The 14696-nt window shown below is 55.7% G+C and carries 15 protein-coding genes; 6 read left to right on the top strand and 9 right to left on the bottom strand.

The genetic code is table 11. The features are described from left to right. Positions 1–107 precede the first annotated feature (107 nt). Positions 108–1097, top strand: a complete 990-nt coding sequence (gene dusB / locus G364_RS0114770; RefSeq protein WP_019935913.1) for a tRNA dihydrouridine synthase DusB — start codon at positions 108–110, stop codon at positions 1095–1097. 2 nt (positions 1098–1099) lie between these two features. Next, positions 1100–1399, top strand: coding sequence for a DNA-binding transcriptional regulator Fis (gene fis, locus G364_RS0114765; protein ID WP_019935912.1), 300 nt, complete (start codon positions 1100–1102; stop codon positions 1397–1399). A gap of 115 nt (positions 1400–1514) precedes the next feature. Here fis and G364_RS0114760 read toward each other — a convergent pair whose 3' ends face one another. The 4 genes from G364_RS0114760 to G364_RS0114745 form a co-directional block, all read right to left on the bottom strand. Beyond that, positions 1515–1811, bottom strand: coding sequence for an addiction module antidote protein (locus G364_RS0114760; RefSeq protein WP_019935911.1), 297 nt, complete (start codon positions 1809–1811; stop codon positions 1515–1517). Then, on the bottom strand, positions 1804–2076 hold the full coding sequence (locus G364_RS17435; protein WP_418135448.1) for a type II toxin-antitoxin system RelE/ParE family toxin: 273 nt from the start codon (positions 2074–2076) through the stop codon (positions 1804–1806). Before G364_RS17435 ends, G364_RS0114760 begins: the two co-directional genes overlap by 8 nt. Positions 2077–2356: 280 nt before the next feature. Then, entirely contained in the window at positions 2357–3154 is a 798-nt protein-coding gene (locus tag G364_RS0114750; protein ID WP_019935910.1) for a retron system putative HNH endonuclease, read from the bottom strand. Beyond that, the gene (locus G364_RS0114745; protein ID WP_019935909.1) at positions 3151–4446 is read right to left on the bottom strand and encodes an AAA family ATPase; all 1296 of its coding nucleotides are present in this window, start codon (positions 4444–4446) and stop codon (positions 3151–3153) included. The genes G364_RS0114750 and G364_RS0114745 overlap by 4 nt, the downstream gene beginning before the upstream one ends. Before the next feature lie 17 nt (positions 4447–4463). Between G364_RS0114745 and G364_RS17245 the strand changes: the two genes are divergently transcribed. Next, on the top strand, positions 4464–4607 hold the full coding sequence (locus G364_RS17245) for a hypothetical protein (RefSeq protein ID WP_019935908.1): 144 nt from the start codon (positions 4464–4466) through the stop codon (positions 4605–4607). 4 nt (positions 4608–4611) lie between these two features. On the opposite strand, the gene G364_RS0114735 is transcribed toward G364_RS17245, so the two are convergent. Further along, entirely contained in the window at positions 4612–7485 is a 2874-nt protein-coding gene (locus tag G364_RS0114735; protein WP_019935907.1) for a DEAD/DEAH box helicase family protein, read from the bottom strand. Beyond that, positions 7485–8090 (bottom strand): class I SAM-dependent methyltransferase, encoded by a 606-nt coding sequence (locus tag G364_RS0114730; protein WP_019935906.1) that lies wholly within the window; start codon positions 8088–8090, stop codon positions 7485–7487. The genes G364_RS0114735 and G364_RS0114730 overlap by 1 nt, the downstream gene beginning before the upstream one ends. A gap of 121 nt (positions 8091–8211) precedes the next feature. Here G364_RS0114730 and G364_RS0114725 point away from each other — a divergent pair, with 121 nt between their 5' ends. Together G364_RS0114725 and G364_RS0114720 are read left to right on the top strand one after the other, a co-directional pair. Continuing rightward, positions 8212–9870, top strand: a complete 1659-nt coding sequence (locus tag G364_RS0114725) for a VRR-NUC domain-containing protein (protein WP_019935905.1) — start codon at positions 8212–8214, stop codon at positions 9868–9870. 98 nt (positions 9871–9968) lie between these two features. Beyond that, entirely contained in the window at positions 9969–10460 is a 492-nt protein-coding gene (locus tag G364_RS0114720; RefSeq protein WP_019935904.1) for a GlcG/HbpS family heme-binding protein, read from the top strand. 49 nt (positions 10461–10509) lie between these two features. Here G364_RS0114720 and G364_RS0114715 read toward each other — a convergent pair whose 3' ends face one another. Further along, the gene (locus G364_RS0114715; protein WP_019935903.1) at positions 10510–11319 is read right to left on the bottom strand and encodes a glycine betaine ABC transporter substrate-binding protein; all 810 of its coding nucleotides are present in this window, start codon (positions 11317–11319) and stop codon (positions 10510–10512) included. Positions 11320–11501: 182 nt separating this feature from the next. Here G364_RS0114715 and G364_RS16645 point away from each other — a divergent pair, with 182 nt between their 5' ends. Further along, complete coding sequence (locus G364_RS16645; RefSeq protein WP_019935902.1) at positions 11502–11954, top strand: hypothetical protein; 453 nt, start codon at positions 11502–11504, stop codon at positions 11952–11954. Between the two features lie 43 nt (positions 11955–11997). Here G364_RS16645 and G364_RS0114705 read toward each other — a convergent pair whose 3' ends face one another. Further along, entirely contained in the window at positions 11998–14061 is a 2064-nt protein-coding gene (locus G364_RS0114705) for a BCCT family transporter (protein WP_019935901.1), read from the bottom strand. Between the two features lie 209 nt (positions 14062–14270). Then, positions 14271–14675, bottom strand: coding sequence for an IS200/IS605 family transposase (gene tnpA, locus G364_RS0114700; RefSeq protein ID WP_026344932.1), 405 nt, complete (start codon positions 14673–14675; stop codon positions 14271–14273). Positions 14676–14696: the final 21 nt, after the last annotated feature.

The raw sequence follows: 14696 nt of genomic DNA, 5'->3' as shown, positions 1-14696 counted from the left end.
CAGAACCTTGACTTATAAAAATTTATGCGCCGGTCAATTTGTGAGCTTTTCAGCACCGTTAAAAATGCGTAAGATACGCGACCCTGAGCCAAGACAGCCTTAACCTCATGGAAATTGGTCCTTACAAACTGGACGCACCGTTACTGGTTGCACCCATGGCGGGCGTGACCGACAGACCCTTCCGCACCCTGTGCATGCGCATGGGGGCCGGCATGGCCGTGTCGGAAATGATGTCGGCCAATCCCCGTTTGCGGGATTCCGACAAATCGCGCCGGCGAATGGATCATGCTGGTGAGGCCGGTATTCGCTCCGTGCAAATTGCTGGTGCCGATCCGGAGCTGATGGCCGATGCCGCCCGATACAATGTGGATCAGGGCGCGCAGATCATCGACATCAACATGGGCTGTCCGGCAAAGAAAGTAAATAAAAAGATGGCAGGCTCCGCCCTGCTGCAATTCCCGGAGCTGGTGCAGGACATTGTCAGCGCCGTGGTAAATGCAGTGCCGGTGCCCGTTACCCTGAAAATTCGTACTGGCTGGGACACGGATAACCGCAACGGCGTGCACATTGCCCGCATTGCCGAAGACTGCGGAATTCGGGCTCTTGCCGTGCATGGCCGCACTCGCGCCTGCATGTATAAGGGAAACGCGGAATACGACACCATCAGGGCAATAAAACAGGCCGTCTCGATCCCCGTTGTTGCCAACGGAGATATCAGCAGTCCGCAAAAGGCGCGGTTTGTGCTGGATTACACCGGTGCCGATGCCATTATGATTGGCCGGGCTGCCCAGGGACGACCATGGATTTTCAGAGAAATCCGCCATTATCTTGAGCAAGGCACCCTGCCCGCCCCGCTCCCGACGGAACAGGAGCAGGCAATGATTCGGGAACACGTTACCGCGCTGCATGACTTTTATGGCGAGGTAATGGGTCCAAGGATTGCCCGAAAACATGTGGGCTGGTACTTGCAGGAAAGTGAGGCGGGCCGTGACTTTCGCCGTAATTTCAACGCTATCGAGGATGCCGAGCAACAGCTCGACGCCTTGGAGCAGTTTTTCGCGAATAATAGCTTAACGAACAATAGAAGAGCCGACTGAATATGTTCGAACAAACTACGACTTCTGACGCACTGGTAACTACCACCAAATCTGCAACTTCCGAGCAGCCGACCCAGCGCCCGCTGCGCAACTCTGTGGATCAGGCCCTGCGCAACTACCTGTCCCAGCTTAACGGCCAGGAAGTAACCGAGCTGTATGAACTGGTTCTCTCCGAAGTCGAAGCGCCCATGCTGGACGTGATCATGCAGTATACCCGCGGCAACCAGACCCGCGCTGCCAACATGATGGGCATTAACCGCGGCACTCTGCGTAAAAAGCTCAAAAAGTATGGAATGAACTGATAATATTCAGTTAAAGCACTGATTTTTAAGGCGTTACCTCGAAAGAGTTAACGCCTTTTTCTTGTTTGTAGCCGCCGCTTCAGCCGGCGGGGCCTGTACAACAGGCCTTAAAAAATTAATGATGCTCAACATGAGGCCGTGCAGTGATGTCCACGCCAAGGGCGCGAGTCACGGCCATGACGGTTTTCAGGGTAGGGTTACCCCGCTCGCTAAAGCTGCGGTAAAGCTGTTCGCGGGACAAGCCGGTTTCTCTGGCCAGATCAGTCATGCCTCTGGCTCGGGCGGCAATGCCGATCGCCTTAGATATGTAAGTGGCATCACCAGACTCAAGCGCATCAGCAATGAACTCGGCAATGGCCTCAGGGGTGCTCAGATATTCGGCAGGGTCAAACTCGGTGAATGTTTCAGCCATGATGCTGCTCCCTCCATTCCTTCAACAACTGATGGGCGGTTTCGATATCGCGACGTTGACTCCCTTTGTCGCCACCACACAGCAACAACACCAGCACCTCACCTTGCTGGTAGAAGTAAACCCGATAGCCAGGCCCATAGTGAATGCGTAGCTCGCTTACGCCCTGCCCAACAGGGGCCACATCGCCAGGCAGGCCGGCAGCAAGAGGCTGACTCGGGAAACAACCTTGGCTCTGCCTGTGTCGTCTCTGAGCTTTTTCAGCCATTGCCGGAACTTGGTTGATTCGATAACCTTCATAGCGTGAATTGTAGTTTAAAAGTTACAACCAAACAATACAGCGCTTTTATTTGCCCATAAAACTCTGGTTACACACAAATGTAGCCGCCGCTTTAGCTGGCGTTCCTGTGCAGCCGGCCTTAAAGGTTAATGATGCTCAATGATGAGGACGGACGATAATGCCGATCGCCTTGGATATATACATGGCATCACCAGACTCAAGCGCATCGGCAAGATAACAAGCTGGCGTTGCGAGTTTTGAACAACACTCAACCATCATAGTTAATAGCTGTCAGCTGCTCTTCAGCCGCACGGCCCAGATAACTGCGAATAGCGGAAAAGAACCTCGGCCACTGCTGCTCACTGTCTTTACGCAGCAGGGCCCTGGCCAGGTGTGACCGGGCAGCTTCGACAGACTTGCCCTGCTGCACCAGGTTTCTGAGCAGTTCATTAATACGGTCCAGCTCTCCCTTGCGCAAACGGCGTAGCCTGTCGGCATCCAGCCTCAGGTTTTCGATGGTCGCCTGAGCCCGGGCCTGCTCTATACCGGCCTGCTGGCAGTGCTCAATGTTAACCAGGATGGCACCATTGGCTCGTTGATACTTGAACAGGCATGGAGAGGCAGGTAGCTGTAGCGGATTGAGAATAAGGTTATCCCAGTTCTGCTCAGCCTTGGGAACATCACAGCTGTGATCCGGGCTGGAGTAGCGCACGCCGGCTTCTACTACGTCCGGCCGGGAGCCACCATGGCAGCAGGCCAACAAATTTTGCCAGTCCAGGTGCCAGTTATGATCAGTGCTGTTGTCAGACTTGGGATGGAAGTGCTCAACCCGCAGATCCGCAACGCCATCAGAGGCAGCAGGTCTCAAATCGATTTCGCAATAGGCACAGAGACCACCTTGATCCTCCCGCAGTTGCTGCTGGATCTGTTGCCGGCGGACTCTGATTTCTTGCTTGCGTGTTTTGGTTGAGCCACCCTGAGTGCACTGTTTCCAATTGTGGTCGGGAAAATCTGCACGATAACGTTTGAGTTGGTCCGGCTCCTTACCTTTCAACACCTTTTTCATAAAGAGCGGTCCAGTTCCTTGAGACGAATATCCATATCAAGGCGCAGCAATTCCGGCTCATGCTCTGCACCCCACTGATCCAATTCCCGTCGCAGCGTCAGCGCTTCTTCACTGTCCCAAGCATCTTCAGCCACCAGTTGCTGATAACGGTGCAACTTGCCGACAATTTCAAGCTTCTCGGGCCTGGAATCAACTCCCAATACTTGCTTAAGCACCTGTTGTGACTCAGCACCCAGAGAAAAATCTACCGGCAACAACCGCGGTGTATCTGCTTGCCAGTCGATCACCCGCAACGACTGCGGTAGCACTGTACTAACCACCTGAGGGCTGTGAGTAGTAACAATAAACTGCACATTGGGGAAGGTACGAGTGAGATCCGGCAGAATGCGTTGTTGCCAGCCCGGATGCAGATGCAAGTCGACTTCGTCGATAAGTACCACCCCCTCCGTCTCCAGCGGATCAGCCATGGACGGGTTGGCCTCGGCCATACGGGCGGCAATGTCCATTACCATAGCGAGTGTGGTGCGGTAACCATCGCTAAGTTGCTCAATACGCAGCTGCTTCACTTCCTTTTCTACCGTCCAGTCAACCATGATACCGGCAGGATGAGCGCCTCTTGGGTTGCTGAATTCCGGCATCAGCCGCTGCACAGCTGCACGAATGGCTTTGAGTTCCGGTAGTTCAACATCAAAGGAGCGCTTCTCCTTCTGCAACCTGGATTCCTGACCTTCCAGAAAGTAAAAATACTCAACAAAGCGCCTGAAGTTAGTGCGGCTTTCCAGCGCTCCATCCAGAGCCTCAAAGCGGGAAAACACCTTGCCAAATCCCTTTTTACGCTGAGGCACATCAAATACGCCCCGGCCGGTGCCGTAATAAACGAAAACTGGCAACTGATAATCGTCGCCTTCATTATGAGCATCAACAAAGCAATCTACGTGGTCATTAAGTTGCTTAATCCCCAAGCCATCGGGAATTTGCGCCGCCGTTTTTTTGGTTTTATCCCGTTTTTCTGTACGATCCCAGCAAATGCCATCGTAACTTTCACAGGCAATGCGCATAAAAGGGGGCTTCTGGCCATCTTCAAATACTCGAAAGTCGAGATCTCTGGGATTAAGTCCCGACACACCAGGCAAGCGCGTCAGAAACGGTCCCAGAGCCGTAGCCACCGCATCCAGTACACTGGACTTGCCCGCCCCGTTGCGGGCGACCAGCACGGTCAACTGCTGTTCAAAGCCGATTTCAAACTCGGCGAAGCGACGAAAATTGGTCAGTGTGAGTTTTTTGATTTTCACTGTTGGCCTCTCTCTTTATGTCGGCCATCATACCCGCTCATCCCTGCTTTTTCCTGCTCCATTTGGCCGGGTTACTGCCTCTGGCCGAAGGCCTGACTCTGGTGCTTGCCCTGGCGCTGGTGTTCAAAATGCCGGTAGCGAAAAGGGCGGTAGTAGAATGAGGGATCAGCCCTCCACTACCTGCTTCAGCCGCGCAAACGGCTTCATTTCCTCGGTAACGGCAATGTCTTCATAATCCGGGTTGGTGGCGTGCAGCAGATAGCTGCCCTCGGCGATTTTGCGCACTACCCGCAGCAGGTATTGATCGTCACCGGTTTGATCCTGCCGCTCTATAGCCACCGTCTGGTTGCTGATGCTGCCGGCATGGTCTGGAGTAATCCACTCCAGCAACAGCAGATCGCCGTCGTTCACCGGATGCTTACCGCCATTCATTGAGTTGCCTTTTGCTCTGGCCAGAAAGTGATGCAGAGGATCCACGCGCACTTTTGTTTCGGGCACCGGCATCATTTCCGCACCATCGCTGCTGCCGGTTCTGAAATGGCCACAGGCAATTTTTAGGTTCGGATAATACGGCAGCTTCACCACCTCGGCGCTTGGCGTAATCTGCTCCGTTTTGGCTTTATTCTTGCGCCGGCGGTATTCTGCCAGCCGCAAGTCCACCAGTTCCTGCATCATGTCGTGCAGAGTACTCAGCTCGTTGAGCGGCAGGCTGAAGCGCGGACAAAAGCGCTCATTCTGAATCTCGAACCAGTAGTCAGCCTGAGAGTCTCCGCTGCCGCTGGTGCTGTGTTTTATCGGATTTCTGCTCCAGTAGCTGAGCCACTGGGCAGAGTTGCCTGCCATGGTCTGCTGAGGCTTGGGCAAATCCTGCATAAATAAATCAGGATGGCGCTCCAGCACCAGCCGGGACTGCTCGGCCAGTTCGCTAAGCAGAGGCGGCTCACGCAGGCCGTCCAGCTCTAGCAGCGCCTGCAATAAAATCAGCTTGAAGCACTTGGCAAGCCGGGTGGTTTCAATGCCGGTCAGCAAAAAATCATGTAGTTTTGCCAGCACACGCTCGGCGTTCGCCGGCAGATCACCCTGCTCTTGTACCAGCCCAAACCAGCTGCCGTGCTGCTTGCGCACCTTGGTAAAATCGATATTTGCCTGAAAGACCTGCACCGCCGTAGGCCGTGATCCCAGTTGATCCCGCAGGCGCACATAATCATCGGCTACTCTCACCCGACTGCCGTAACGCAGTTGATCGGCAAGTTTGATCACTTGCGGATCCAGATTAATAAAGCAGCCGGGCGGCAGCGTGATATCGGTTACTCCCGGCGTGCCTGATCCCCCCAGCGTCTCCTGCAATTGCCAGGGTTTAAACAGACAGGATCTGTGATTGCCCACCAGATCAATCACCATCAGATCCTGCTTGCCCGGGTGCAGGCGCAGGCCGCGACCCAGTTGCTGCAAAAACACAATGCGCGATTCGGTGGGCCGCAACATCAGCAGAGTGTCGATGGCAGGAAGATCCGTACCTTCGTTAAACAAATCCACCGAGAAGATCACGCTGAGCCGGCCTACAGCAAGATCCTTCAGTGCCTGGTTACGGGGCAGCGAAGATCCGGCATAGACGGCGGCGGCGTTAATGCCGGCTTCCTGAAAGATCCGCGCCATAAATTCGGCATGACGCACCGATACACAAAACGCCAGAGTGCGGCTGCGCCCCAGCCGTCGCCATTGTTCCAGCGCGTGCCTGGCCCGCTTTTGGCTGGCAAAGGCATGATCCAGAGCATCAGGATCAAAGCGGCCATTGCGCCATGGAATGTCCTCGTAGTTGATATGCTCGTCATAAATGCCGTGATAGACCAGCGGCACCAGATGACGGCGCTCTATGGCTTCCCGCAGGTGGCACTCAAACACCAGATTGTCGTCGCACAGGGCCAGAATATCCGCCTGATCGGTGCGGTCGGGAGTGGCGGTCAGGCCCAGTAAAAACTTTGGCCTAAAGTGATCCAGCAGCCGACGATAAGACGACGCCGTGGCATGGTGAAATTCGTCCACTACGATGTAATCGAAGTGTTCCCGGTCAAACCGTTTGAGATGAGCATCCTGCCCCAGGGTCTGCACCGAAGCAAACAGCCAGTTGGCCTGCTCTTTCTGATCGCCGGTATACAGGCCGGTGTGTGCGTCGGGGTTCATGTGAATAAAAGTGGACTGAGCCTGACGAATAATCTCGTCTCTGTGAGCCACAAACAAAATGCGCGCGGCTTGCATCTGGCGCACATCAAAGGCTGCCAGCCAGGTTTTGCCAAGGCCGGTGGCCATCACCACCAGACCACGGCGATAGCCCTCGGTCCGGCTGGCCTGCAATGCCGCCAATGCTGCTTCCTGCACGCTGTTGGGCATGGGGGTTTCGCGCAGGGTTTCGTCATCGCTGCGGGTGTCGCCGGTAACCAGCCGAAGATGGGTTAACGGGCTTTGGCGATAACGCTTGAGGTAATCATCTATCCATTCACTGGAAAGCGGGACTACCCGGCTGTCGTTAAACAGTCGCTCCATCTGCGCCTGCAGCGCCAGCAGGCTGCTGGCCGCCGGACTGTGAACATCATTCACCGTCAGCTGCCAGCTCCATTCCAGCGACTGGGTCAGTGCCGCTTTCGATAAATTACTGGAGCCCACAAAGCCTTTGCCCTGCAGCTGCTGCTCGCCCTGTTGCTGAATAAACAGATAAGACTTGAGATGAAAGCCAGCCTCGCCGCTGCTTTGGTAAATACGCACATCGGCACTGCGCTCGGCCAGCAGCATCAGCTCTCTGAGTGCCACCGGCTCGGTTACATCCAGATAATCGGACGTGAGCACCCGCAATGTGGCCCCCCGCCCCAGCGCTTCATGCAACGCATCTTTCAGCAGCCACAGCCCACTCTGACGAATAAAAGACACCGCCATGGTAATGGCACTGCCCTTGCCGGCCTGGTTAATGGCATCAAGCAGTGGCGTTAACAGTGGCTGGTTGAACACAGGATCCTGCTTGCCGCCACCGGTGACCAGTTCCAGCATCAGTCGCTCTCCTTTTTCAGCAGGGCATTAAGCCAGGTTTCCTGCTCGCGGCCGGGGCGCAGATCCGCCGTCTGCCAGCTTTCTGCAATTGTCAGTGGCAACACTTCCAGCCACTGTGCCAGACCCTGTTCATTCATATCAGTAAAACGGCGGCCATGACGCTCCACCTCGCCCCTGCCGTATTTAAAGGAGCAATAAAGCACGCCGCCGGTTTTCAGCTGTGTGGCCAGATGCGCCAGCACGCCCGCCAACTCATTTTCTGGCACATGCAGTAAAGACGCACAGGCCCAGATAGCATCGGCGGGTGGCTGGCAATGCAGCGCCATAAAGTCGTGGCAGGCCACCGGCAGACCGGTGTAGTCCCTCGCCTTTTGCACCAGCGCCGGGCTGGCATCAAAGGCCGTTACCCTGTAGCCCTGGCCGGCAAAATGCCGGCTGTCGCGGCCCGAGCCGCAGCCGGCATCCACAATATGGCCACCCTTGCTTACCCTTGGCAGAAAACGCTGGTAAAGGGAGGTCATGTCCACACTCACTGTGGCGGCAAAAAAGGCATCCGCCTGTTGCTGGTAATAATCGAGAGTCATCACGCCGGCCGGTAAATACACATGCGGGTTACTGTATCAAACTTGCTGGTATAGAGGCGTTTTCATTCGAGACTTAATGTGAAATGGATCAGTTTGCTGCTGTGTCTTTTTCATCAATAATTTAACGCTGTAAACTACCCCCATGACAACACCTTCCATCACGCCAGCCCCGCTGGACGACCCGTTTTATTATCTGCGTAATATGCAGCAGATAATTCGGTTTTGCCTGACCCGCTATGGCGATTTATGGCTGACCGGTGAACGCGCCCAGCTTGCCGGTATGCTGGCCCTGAGCGAGCCGGCTCAGGGCTTGCTGGTGCGGCTGGTCATGCGCAAGGGCCATTTGTTTCGGCTTAACAAGCTGGTGTATGCCGAAATTCCGAATGTGACTTCTGCGCTGCATGAGCTGGCCGGGGCCGGCCTGGTGACGCTGGAGCCAGCGCTGGCGTTAAGTGATGTTTGCGCCCTGGCCCGGCGTGAGGAATGTGTGCAGCTGGCCCGCCACCGGCACCCGGAGCAAACTTTTGCGGCATCTGCCCGCAAGCAGGATCTGGAAGAGGTGTTGTTAACCGGCCCGGCGCAAAACCCGCAGCCGCTGGCCGGCTGGTGGCCCCATGCGCCCTTTGCAGTGGTGGCGCTTTCCTGCACCGCCTTGTTTACCCGGCTGCGATTGATGTTTTTCGGCAATCTGCATCAGGACTGGTCGGAATTTGTGCTTACCGAGCTGGGCCTGCAACGCTTTGAGCCGGTGGCGCTGAGTGAGCATTCACGCCCGTTTCAGCACCGGGACGAAGTAAATGCCATGCTGGCTCTGTTTGAGCTGCAGGAGCGCATGCAAGACACCTGTGCTCAGAATGTGCCGCTGCCTGCGCCTGTGGCCTGCGAGTGGATTGAATATCGCCGCCACAAGTTGCTGTTTCAGCTGGGCCGGCAGGCGGAGCGGGAAGGCAACACAGCACTGGCCCTGGCACATTATGAACAAAGCCGGCACAGAGAGGCGCGCATTCGTGCCCTGCGCCTGCGGGAAAAACAGGACAATCCGGCCAAGGTAGCCGCCCTGGCGCAGCAGGCGCTTAATGAGATAACGCAGCCGGAAGCCCGCATTAGCCTCGGCCGCATTTTGCAGCGCAGCGCCAAAAAGGCGGGCATGGTTGTGCCTGCACCGGCCTCGCCTGCGGTGCCGGTAAGTCATTTGTCGTTGCCAAAGCCCGACAGCGGCGGTGTGGAGGCGGCGGTAGCCGCGCATTTGGCCAACGAGCAGGTGTGCGTTTTTCATGTGGAAAACCGGCTGTTTAACGGCCTGTTTGCGTTGCTGTTCTGGCCTGCGCTGTTTGCGCCGGTGCGGGGGGCATTTTTTCATCCGTTTCAGGCGGGGCCGGCCGATTTATACCGGCCCGGATTTGCCGATGCCCGGCGTGAGCTGATTGATGAAGGTTTTACTCAGCTGGCCAAAGGAGAATATCGAGCCCTTATCATGGCGCGGCATCAGCAAAAACAGGGCATCAGCTGTTCTTTTATTTATTGGCCTGCCCTGCCGGCAAGGCTGGTGGAGCAGGCGCTGAACATTATTCCGGCAACGCATCTTGAGGCGGTGTTCCGGCATTTATTGCTGGATTTGCGCCACCACCGCAAGGGCATGCCCGATTTGCTGGAGCTGAATACGGCCACCGGCCAGTATCGGTTAATTGAAGTAAAAGGCCCCGGCGACCGGCTGCAGGATCATCAGCGGCTGTGGCTTGGGGCCATGCTGGAACAGGGGCTGCCGGTGAGTGTGTGTGAGGTCAGCTGGCTGCCAACATGACAAAATGGTAATGCTTTGGCAATCCGTTTGACGGGGTCAGGCAGGCAAGATGGTGTTTATTCACTCCCACCTGATATGTAACGGAGATAACCACCGTCATGAAAAACTTACGCTTTTCTCTGCTGGCTCTGGCCCTGTGTGCCGCTCCCGGTTTTGCCGCCGACGCCATTCCTCAGCGAGCTGATGTAAGCCTGTCTCTTGCCAACCAGTTGCTGGACGCCACGCTGGCTGCCTGCCACGCCCAGGGGCGCACTGCCGTCGCGGCGGTGGTAGATCGTGGCGGTAATCTGGTGGCACTGCAGCGGGATGATAACGTGGGCCCGCACAATACCCTGGCCGCCCAGCGCAAGGCGTTTACTTCTCTGTCTACCAAAACTTCGTCTCGGCAGCTGTCAGAAAACGCCCGCAACAACCCTGAGGCCGAAAACCTCAATACGCTGGATGAACTGCTGCTGCTGGGTGGCGGCGTGCCGCTGAAAGTGGAAGATCAGGTGATTGGTGCCATTGGCGTAGCCGGTGCCGGCGGAGCCGAAATTGATGAAGGCTGTGCGCTCACGGCCATTGAGCAGGTGCTGCCGAAAACCCTTTAAACACAACAGACCCGGGCTCATATCTGAGCCCGGCCGGTAACAGAGTCCCCTACAGCGGCGCTGTTTCTCTGCGCCACTTATTAACCGCCAGCGTAATATCTGCTTCGTCAGCTACCAGCTGCAGCAGCCGGATCAGTTCATGTTCGTTCAGACGAATATTGCCAAGCACCGTCATGGCCTCGGGAGCACTGTCTTCCAGACCGCGGCGCACCAGTGTGTGTGCCCGCTCGGTGGCAGGAAAATACTCCTTGTCGTCCTGCAGCCATTTTAGCTGCGGGTTGAGCATGATAGTGCCCGGTGACCAGGCTGCGATCACTACCGGCAGTTGTTGTGCAATGGCGCTATCGGCAAGATGTGTGTAAGCCTCACCGGTGCCGGACAGCAGCTGATAATGATCCAGCCGGTAGCGGGCCAGGGCCTGCTCGGTCAGCACTTGGCTGCCGTGTCCGGGCATCATGCCAATCACCTTATGGTCGGCATAATCACTGTCGTTCAGATCACTGATACGACTCAGTGGTGCCGAGACCGGCACCGCCAGCCCCAGTTTCAGCACAGGGCCGTTAGGGCCCAGATCGTGCAGCTTGTCAAAAAAACGCTCGGCGTGATGCCGGCTGCTGTCGGGCAACCAGACCAACAGGCTGGCATCGGCCTCGCCCGTGGCCAGTTTTGACCAGACCTGACCCGGTGCCACCGTCTCTACGCTCACGGCAAAGCCGGCCTGCTCCAGCTCCTGCCGGGCCAGCTCTGTCATGGCGCGGGCCGTGCTCCAGTCGCCACCAAGCAAACGAATGTGCCGCTGTGGCTCGGGCGAGCACGCCGTCAGCAGCAGGGTCAGCATCAATATAAGCCCGTATTTCATATCAGAACCCTTGTCACAACAAGGCGCTCAGCATGCCAAAAAATGGCAGGGTTGTCGTGTGCCGGTTGCATGCTGGCGTTGTTCCGGCCTGTCACGTGCCGGTTATTTTTTAACGGGGCTGATTTCTTTTTGTGTGAGCTGTGATAATTTGCGCCGGCTTATTTCAACCCGGATAGTTTGCTATGCGTTTTGCTCTGTTGTTAAAGGTGGCGTTGCTCTCTTTTACCCTTAGTGCCTGTATGGCACCGTTACTGGCAATGGGCCCCAGCCAGCTGATGTGGGCCATCCTTAAACCCATGGTGGGGCTTGATCCTGAACAGACCAATTTGTTGGAGCAGCCGCTCATTAAAACCCGTATGACCAGCCTGCTTGGCCCTCATTACGACACCACTGTGTCTTTGCTGCGCACCGCCGATGCGTTGCAGCAGGAAGGTCCGTTGTTTTATCTGATGTCACGCACCCGGCAAGCCGGGGCCGACAAGGCCGGCCTGGTATGGAATGCCGACAGCAACCAGATGTCGGTGCTGCTCAGCGCCAATGAACAGCTCAGCGTATTCAGTGAGTCACACACCGGCAAGGCCGCGGTATGGCCTGTTGCCATGCAGGGCTGGCTGAACCGCCCCACCACTGAATAAAAAAATGGCGCTGAATACAGCGCCATTTTTATCCGCAGCCGGCTTATGCCGGCTTTTCATCTGCCGGCGAGGCCTCATCCGGCTTGAGGTCGTCATCGTGCTCTTCCATTTTCCAGGGCAATATGCCCGGAGAGATATGCAGAAAGTGCAGATATTTCTCGAACTGATCAAGAATGTCACTGATGATGTCCTGCTGATCATAGCCGTAAACATCATAAGACTGACCGCCCCGGCGCAGAAACACCTCGGCACGATAGTAGTGATCATCACCATCCAGATCCCGCTCGGTTTCCGGAAAGGCAAAGTCGGGCATGGCATAACCGCGTAACCGGACTTCATAAATGAACTCCAGTTTACCCTCCTGAAATACCTCAAAGCGCGTGCGGCAGTTGGGTTCGTCAAACACAACCTCTGCTACCCAACCCTGCTGCTCAAGCTCTTCCTCAACCCGCTGCATGGCCTGAAAAGAAGTAGTACGAATAAAGGTTTCCACTGCATCGCGCGGCGGAAAATCAACCAGGTTGGCCAGCCGCTTTTTCCAGAAGCCGGGGCCGGCCTTGGTCTGGCGCATCTGCATATGCTGTTGCAGGCTTACCTCGTGATGGCCTTCAATGATCAAGGCACGCCACATGCCAATGGCTGCAATCAGCATAATAATGGCAAACGGCAGGGCGCTGACAATGGAGGCGGTTTGCAGCGCGCCCAGGCCTCCTGCCAGCAACAGCGCGGCGGCAACAATGCCCTCGGTTGAGGCCCAGAATACCCGCTGCCAGGCTGGCGTATGCTGAGCGCCACCAGAGGCAAGAGAGTCAATCACCAAAGAGCCCGAGTCGGACGACGTCACAAAGAAAGTGATGATCAGCACGACTGTGATAAAAGACACAATGGAGGTCAGCGGCAAGCGCTCAAACAGCTTAAACAGGGCAATGGCATGATCGGTCTGCACTTCGTCAATAAGCGCGGTATAACCTTCCACCATAATCAAATGCAGGGCCGTGTCGCCAAACACTGAAAACCATAAAAAAGTGAAAATGGTCGGCACCACCATCACGCCCACCACAAACTGGCGAATGGTGCGGCCCCGGCTGATCTTGGCAATAAACAGGCCTACAAAGGGTGCCCAGGCAATAGTCCAGCCAAAGATAAACAGGGTCCAGTTACCAATCCAGTCACTGGCTGTGTAGGCCTGCAGGTTAAAGGTGCGCTCCACAATATTGCTTAAATAGCTGCCGGTGTTCTGCATAAAGGTGTTGAGGATGAAAATAGTCGGCCCCACGGCAAACACAAACACCATCAGCGAAATGGCCAGCACCATATTAAGGATCGACAGCCGCTTCACCCCCTTGTCCATGCCCGCTACCACCGACAATATGGCCAGGCCGGTAATGGCAACGATGGCAATAATCTGTACCGTGGTATTCACCGGTATTTCCGGCCACAGATAGTTAAGGCCTGCATTGATCTGAGCTACCGACAGCCCCAGTGTTGTGGCAATGCCGAACAAGGTGCCAAGAATGGCGAAAATATCTACCGTATGGCCCATGGGGCCATGAATTTTCTCGCCAATAATGGGATACAGCGTGGAACGCATCGACAGCGGCAGGCCATGGCGAAAAGCGAAGTAGGCCAGCGCCAGCCCCACCAGACCGTAAATGGCCCAAATATGAAAGCCCCAGTGAAAAAAGGCAATTTGCATTGCCTGCTTGGCAGCGTCCACCGTCAGTGCCGGCCCTTCAGGCGGTGCGGCATAGTGCAGCACCGGCTCTGCCACCCCGAAAAACAGCAGGGCAATACCATAACCGGCAGAAAACAGCATGGCGAACCAGGCAGGAAAGCTGTATTCGGGTTCGGCGTGATCCGGCCCGAGCCTGATGTTGCCCCAGCGGCTAAAAGCAATGGAAACAATAAATACCAGGAAAATGGCAACCGACAGCATATAGAACCAGCCAAAGCTGCGGGTAATGTAGGCCAGGGTGCTGGAAAAGATGTCACCCGCCAGTTGCGGGTTGCTCATGGTGCCGATCACCATCAGGGCGATCACGATTACTGCCGGAATAAAAACAGGGATCAGCACAGTGGAAGACGGGGGAGATTTATCCGCTGTCATGGCCGGGCCTCCTTGGAGTGGCGTTAAAATGGCGTAAGATTTGATTCAATCGAATCTAGTTTAACGCAAAATCATGACAATTCCGCACCCGGGCCGGTTGTCTGTATAAAAAACAGTCACCAACCGACCCGCTTCCCCGTCACCAATAAGGCACGGGAAGCCCCGTCCTTTTAGGGCGGGGAGGGATAGCGCCACGTTGCGAAGCAACGTCAATGCGGCCTGTCCTGTTGCTCGATATATTGTTTCAGCACTTCAAGCGGTGCGCCACCTACTGAACCGGCAAAGTAGCTTGGAGACCACAGTGCATCCTTCATATAAGCAGGCTTGATCAGCTCAGGGTGATAGTGCTTCATCTTGCGACTGGACACCCCTTTCAGGCTGTTAACCAACTTGGACAGCGCCACCTTTGGCGGGTAGGTGATCAGCAGATGAACGTGATCCTGTTCGCCGTTGAACTCCTGAATTTCTGCCTCAAATTTCTCGCATACCCCCGCCATGACCCCCCTCATGGTGGCAAGTTGCGCACCATTGAACACTTTGCCCCGGTACTTGGTGATAAATATCAGGTGCGCGTGCAGCATAAATACGCAATGACGCCCTTTTCTAAGTTCCATAGACCAACCTTGCAAACGTGA

Origin of the sequence: Oceanimonas smirnovii ATCC BAA-899 (assembly GCF_000381965.1) — a bacterium.
GTDB lineage: Bacteria > Pseudomonadota > Gammaproteobacteria > Enterobacterales > Aeromonadaceae > Oceanimonas > Oceanimonas smirnovii.
This window is presented reverse-complemented; position numbering and strand designations above follow the sequence as displayed.

What these genes read in the sequence shown, in the direction of transcription:
- G364_RS17435 (WP_418135448.1), bottom strand. Translation starts at nt 2,076, where the DNA reads ATGGCTGAAAAAGCTCAGAGACGACACAGGCAGAGCCAAGGTTGTTTC.
- G364_RS17245 (WP_019935908.1), top strand. Translation starts at nt 4,464, where the DNA reads ATGTCGGCCATCATACCCGCTCATCCCTGCTTTTTCCTGCTCCATTTG.
- G364_RS0114720 (WP_019935904.1), top strand. Translation starts at nt 9,969, where the DNA reads ATGAAAAACTTACGCTTTTCTCTGCTGGCTCTGGCCCTGTGTGCCGCT.
- fis (WP_019935912.1), top strand. Translation starts at nt 1,100, where the DNA reads ATGTTCGAACAAACTACGACTTCTGACGCACTGGTAACTACCACCAAA.
- dusB (WP_019935913.1), top strand. Translation starts at nt 108, where the DNA reads ATGGAAATTGGTCCTTACAAACTGGACGCACCGTTACTGGTTGCACCC.
- tnpA (WP_026344932.1), bottom strand. Translation starts at nt 14,675, where the DNA reads ATGGAACTTAGAAAAGGGCGTCATTGCGTATTTATGCTGCACGCGCAC.
- G364_RS0114760 (WP_019935911.1), bottom strand. Translation starts at nt 1,811, where the DNA reads ATGGCTGAAACATTCACCGAGTTTGACCCTGCCGAATATCTGAGCACC.
- G364_RS0114705 (WP_019935901.1), bottom strand. Translation starts at nt 14,061, where the DNA reads ATGACAGCGGATAAATCTCCCCCGTCTTCCACTGTGCTGATCCCTGTT.
- G364_RS0114750 (WP_019935910.1), bottom strand. Translation starts at nt 3,154, where the DNA reads ATGAAAAAGGTGTTGAAAGGTAAGGAGCCGGACCAACTCAAACGTTAT.
- G364_RS0114735 (WP_019935907.1), bottom strand. Translation starts at nt 7,485, where the DNA reads ATGCTGGAACTGGTCACCGGTGGCGGCAAGCAGGATCCTGTGTTCAAC.
- G364_RS0114725 (WP_019935905.1), top strand. Translation starts at nt 8,212, where the DNA reads ATGACAACACCTTCCATCACGCCAGCCCCGCTGGACGACCCGTTTTAT.
- G364_RS16645 (WP_019935902.1), top strand. Translation starts at nt 11,502, where the DNA reads ATGCGTTTTGCTCTGTTGTTAAAGGTGGCGTTGCTCTCTTTTACCCTT.
- G364_RS0114715 (WP_019935903.1), bottom strand. Translation starts at nt 11,319, where the DNA reads ATGAAATACGGGCTTATATTGATGCTGACCCTGCTGCTGACGGCGTGC.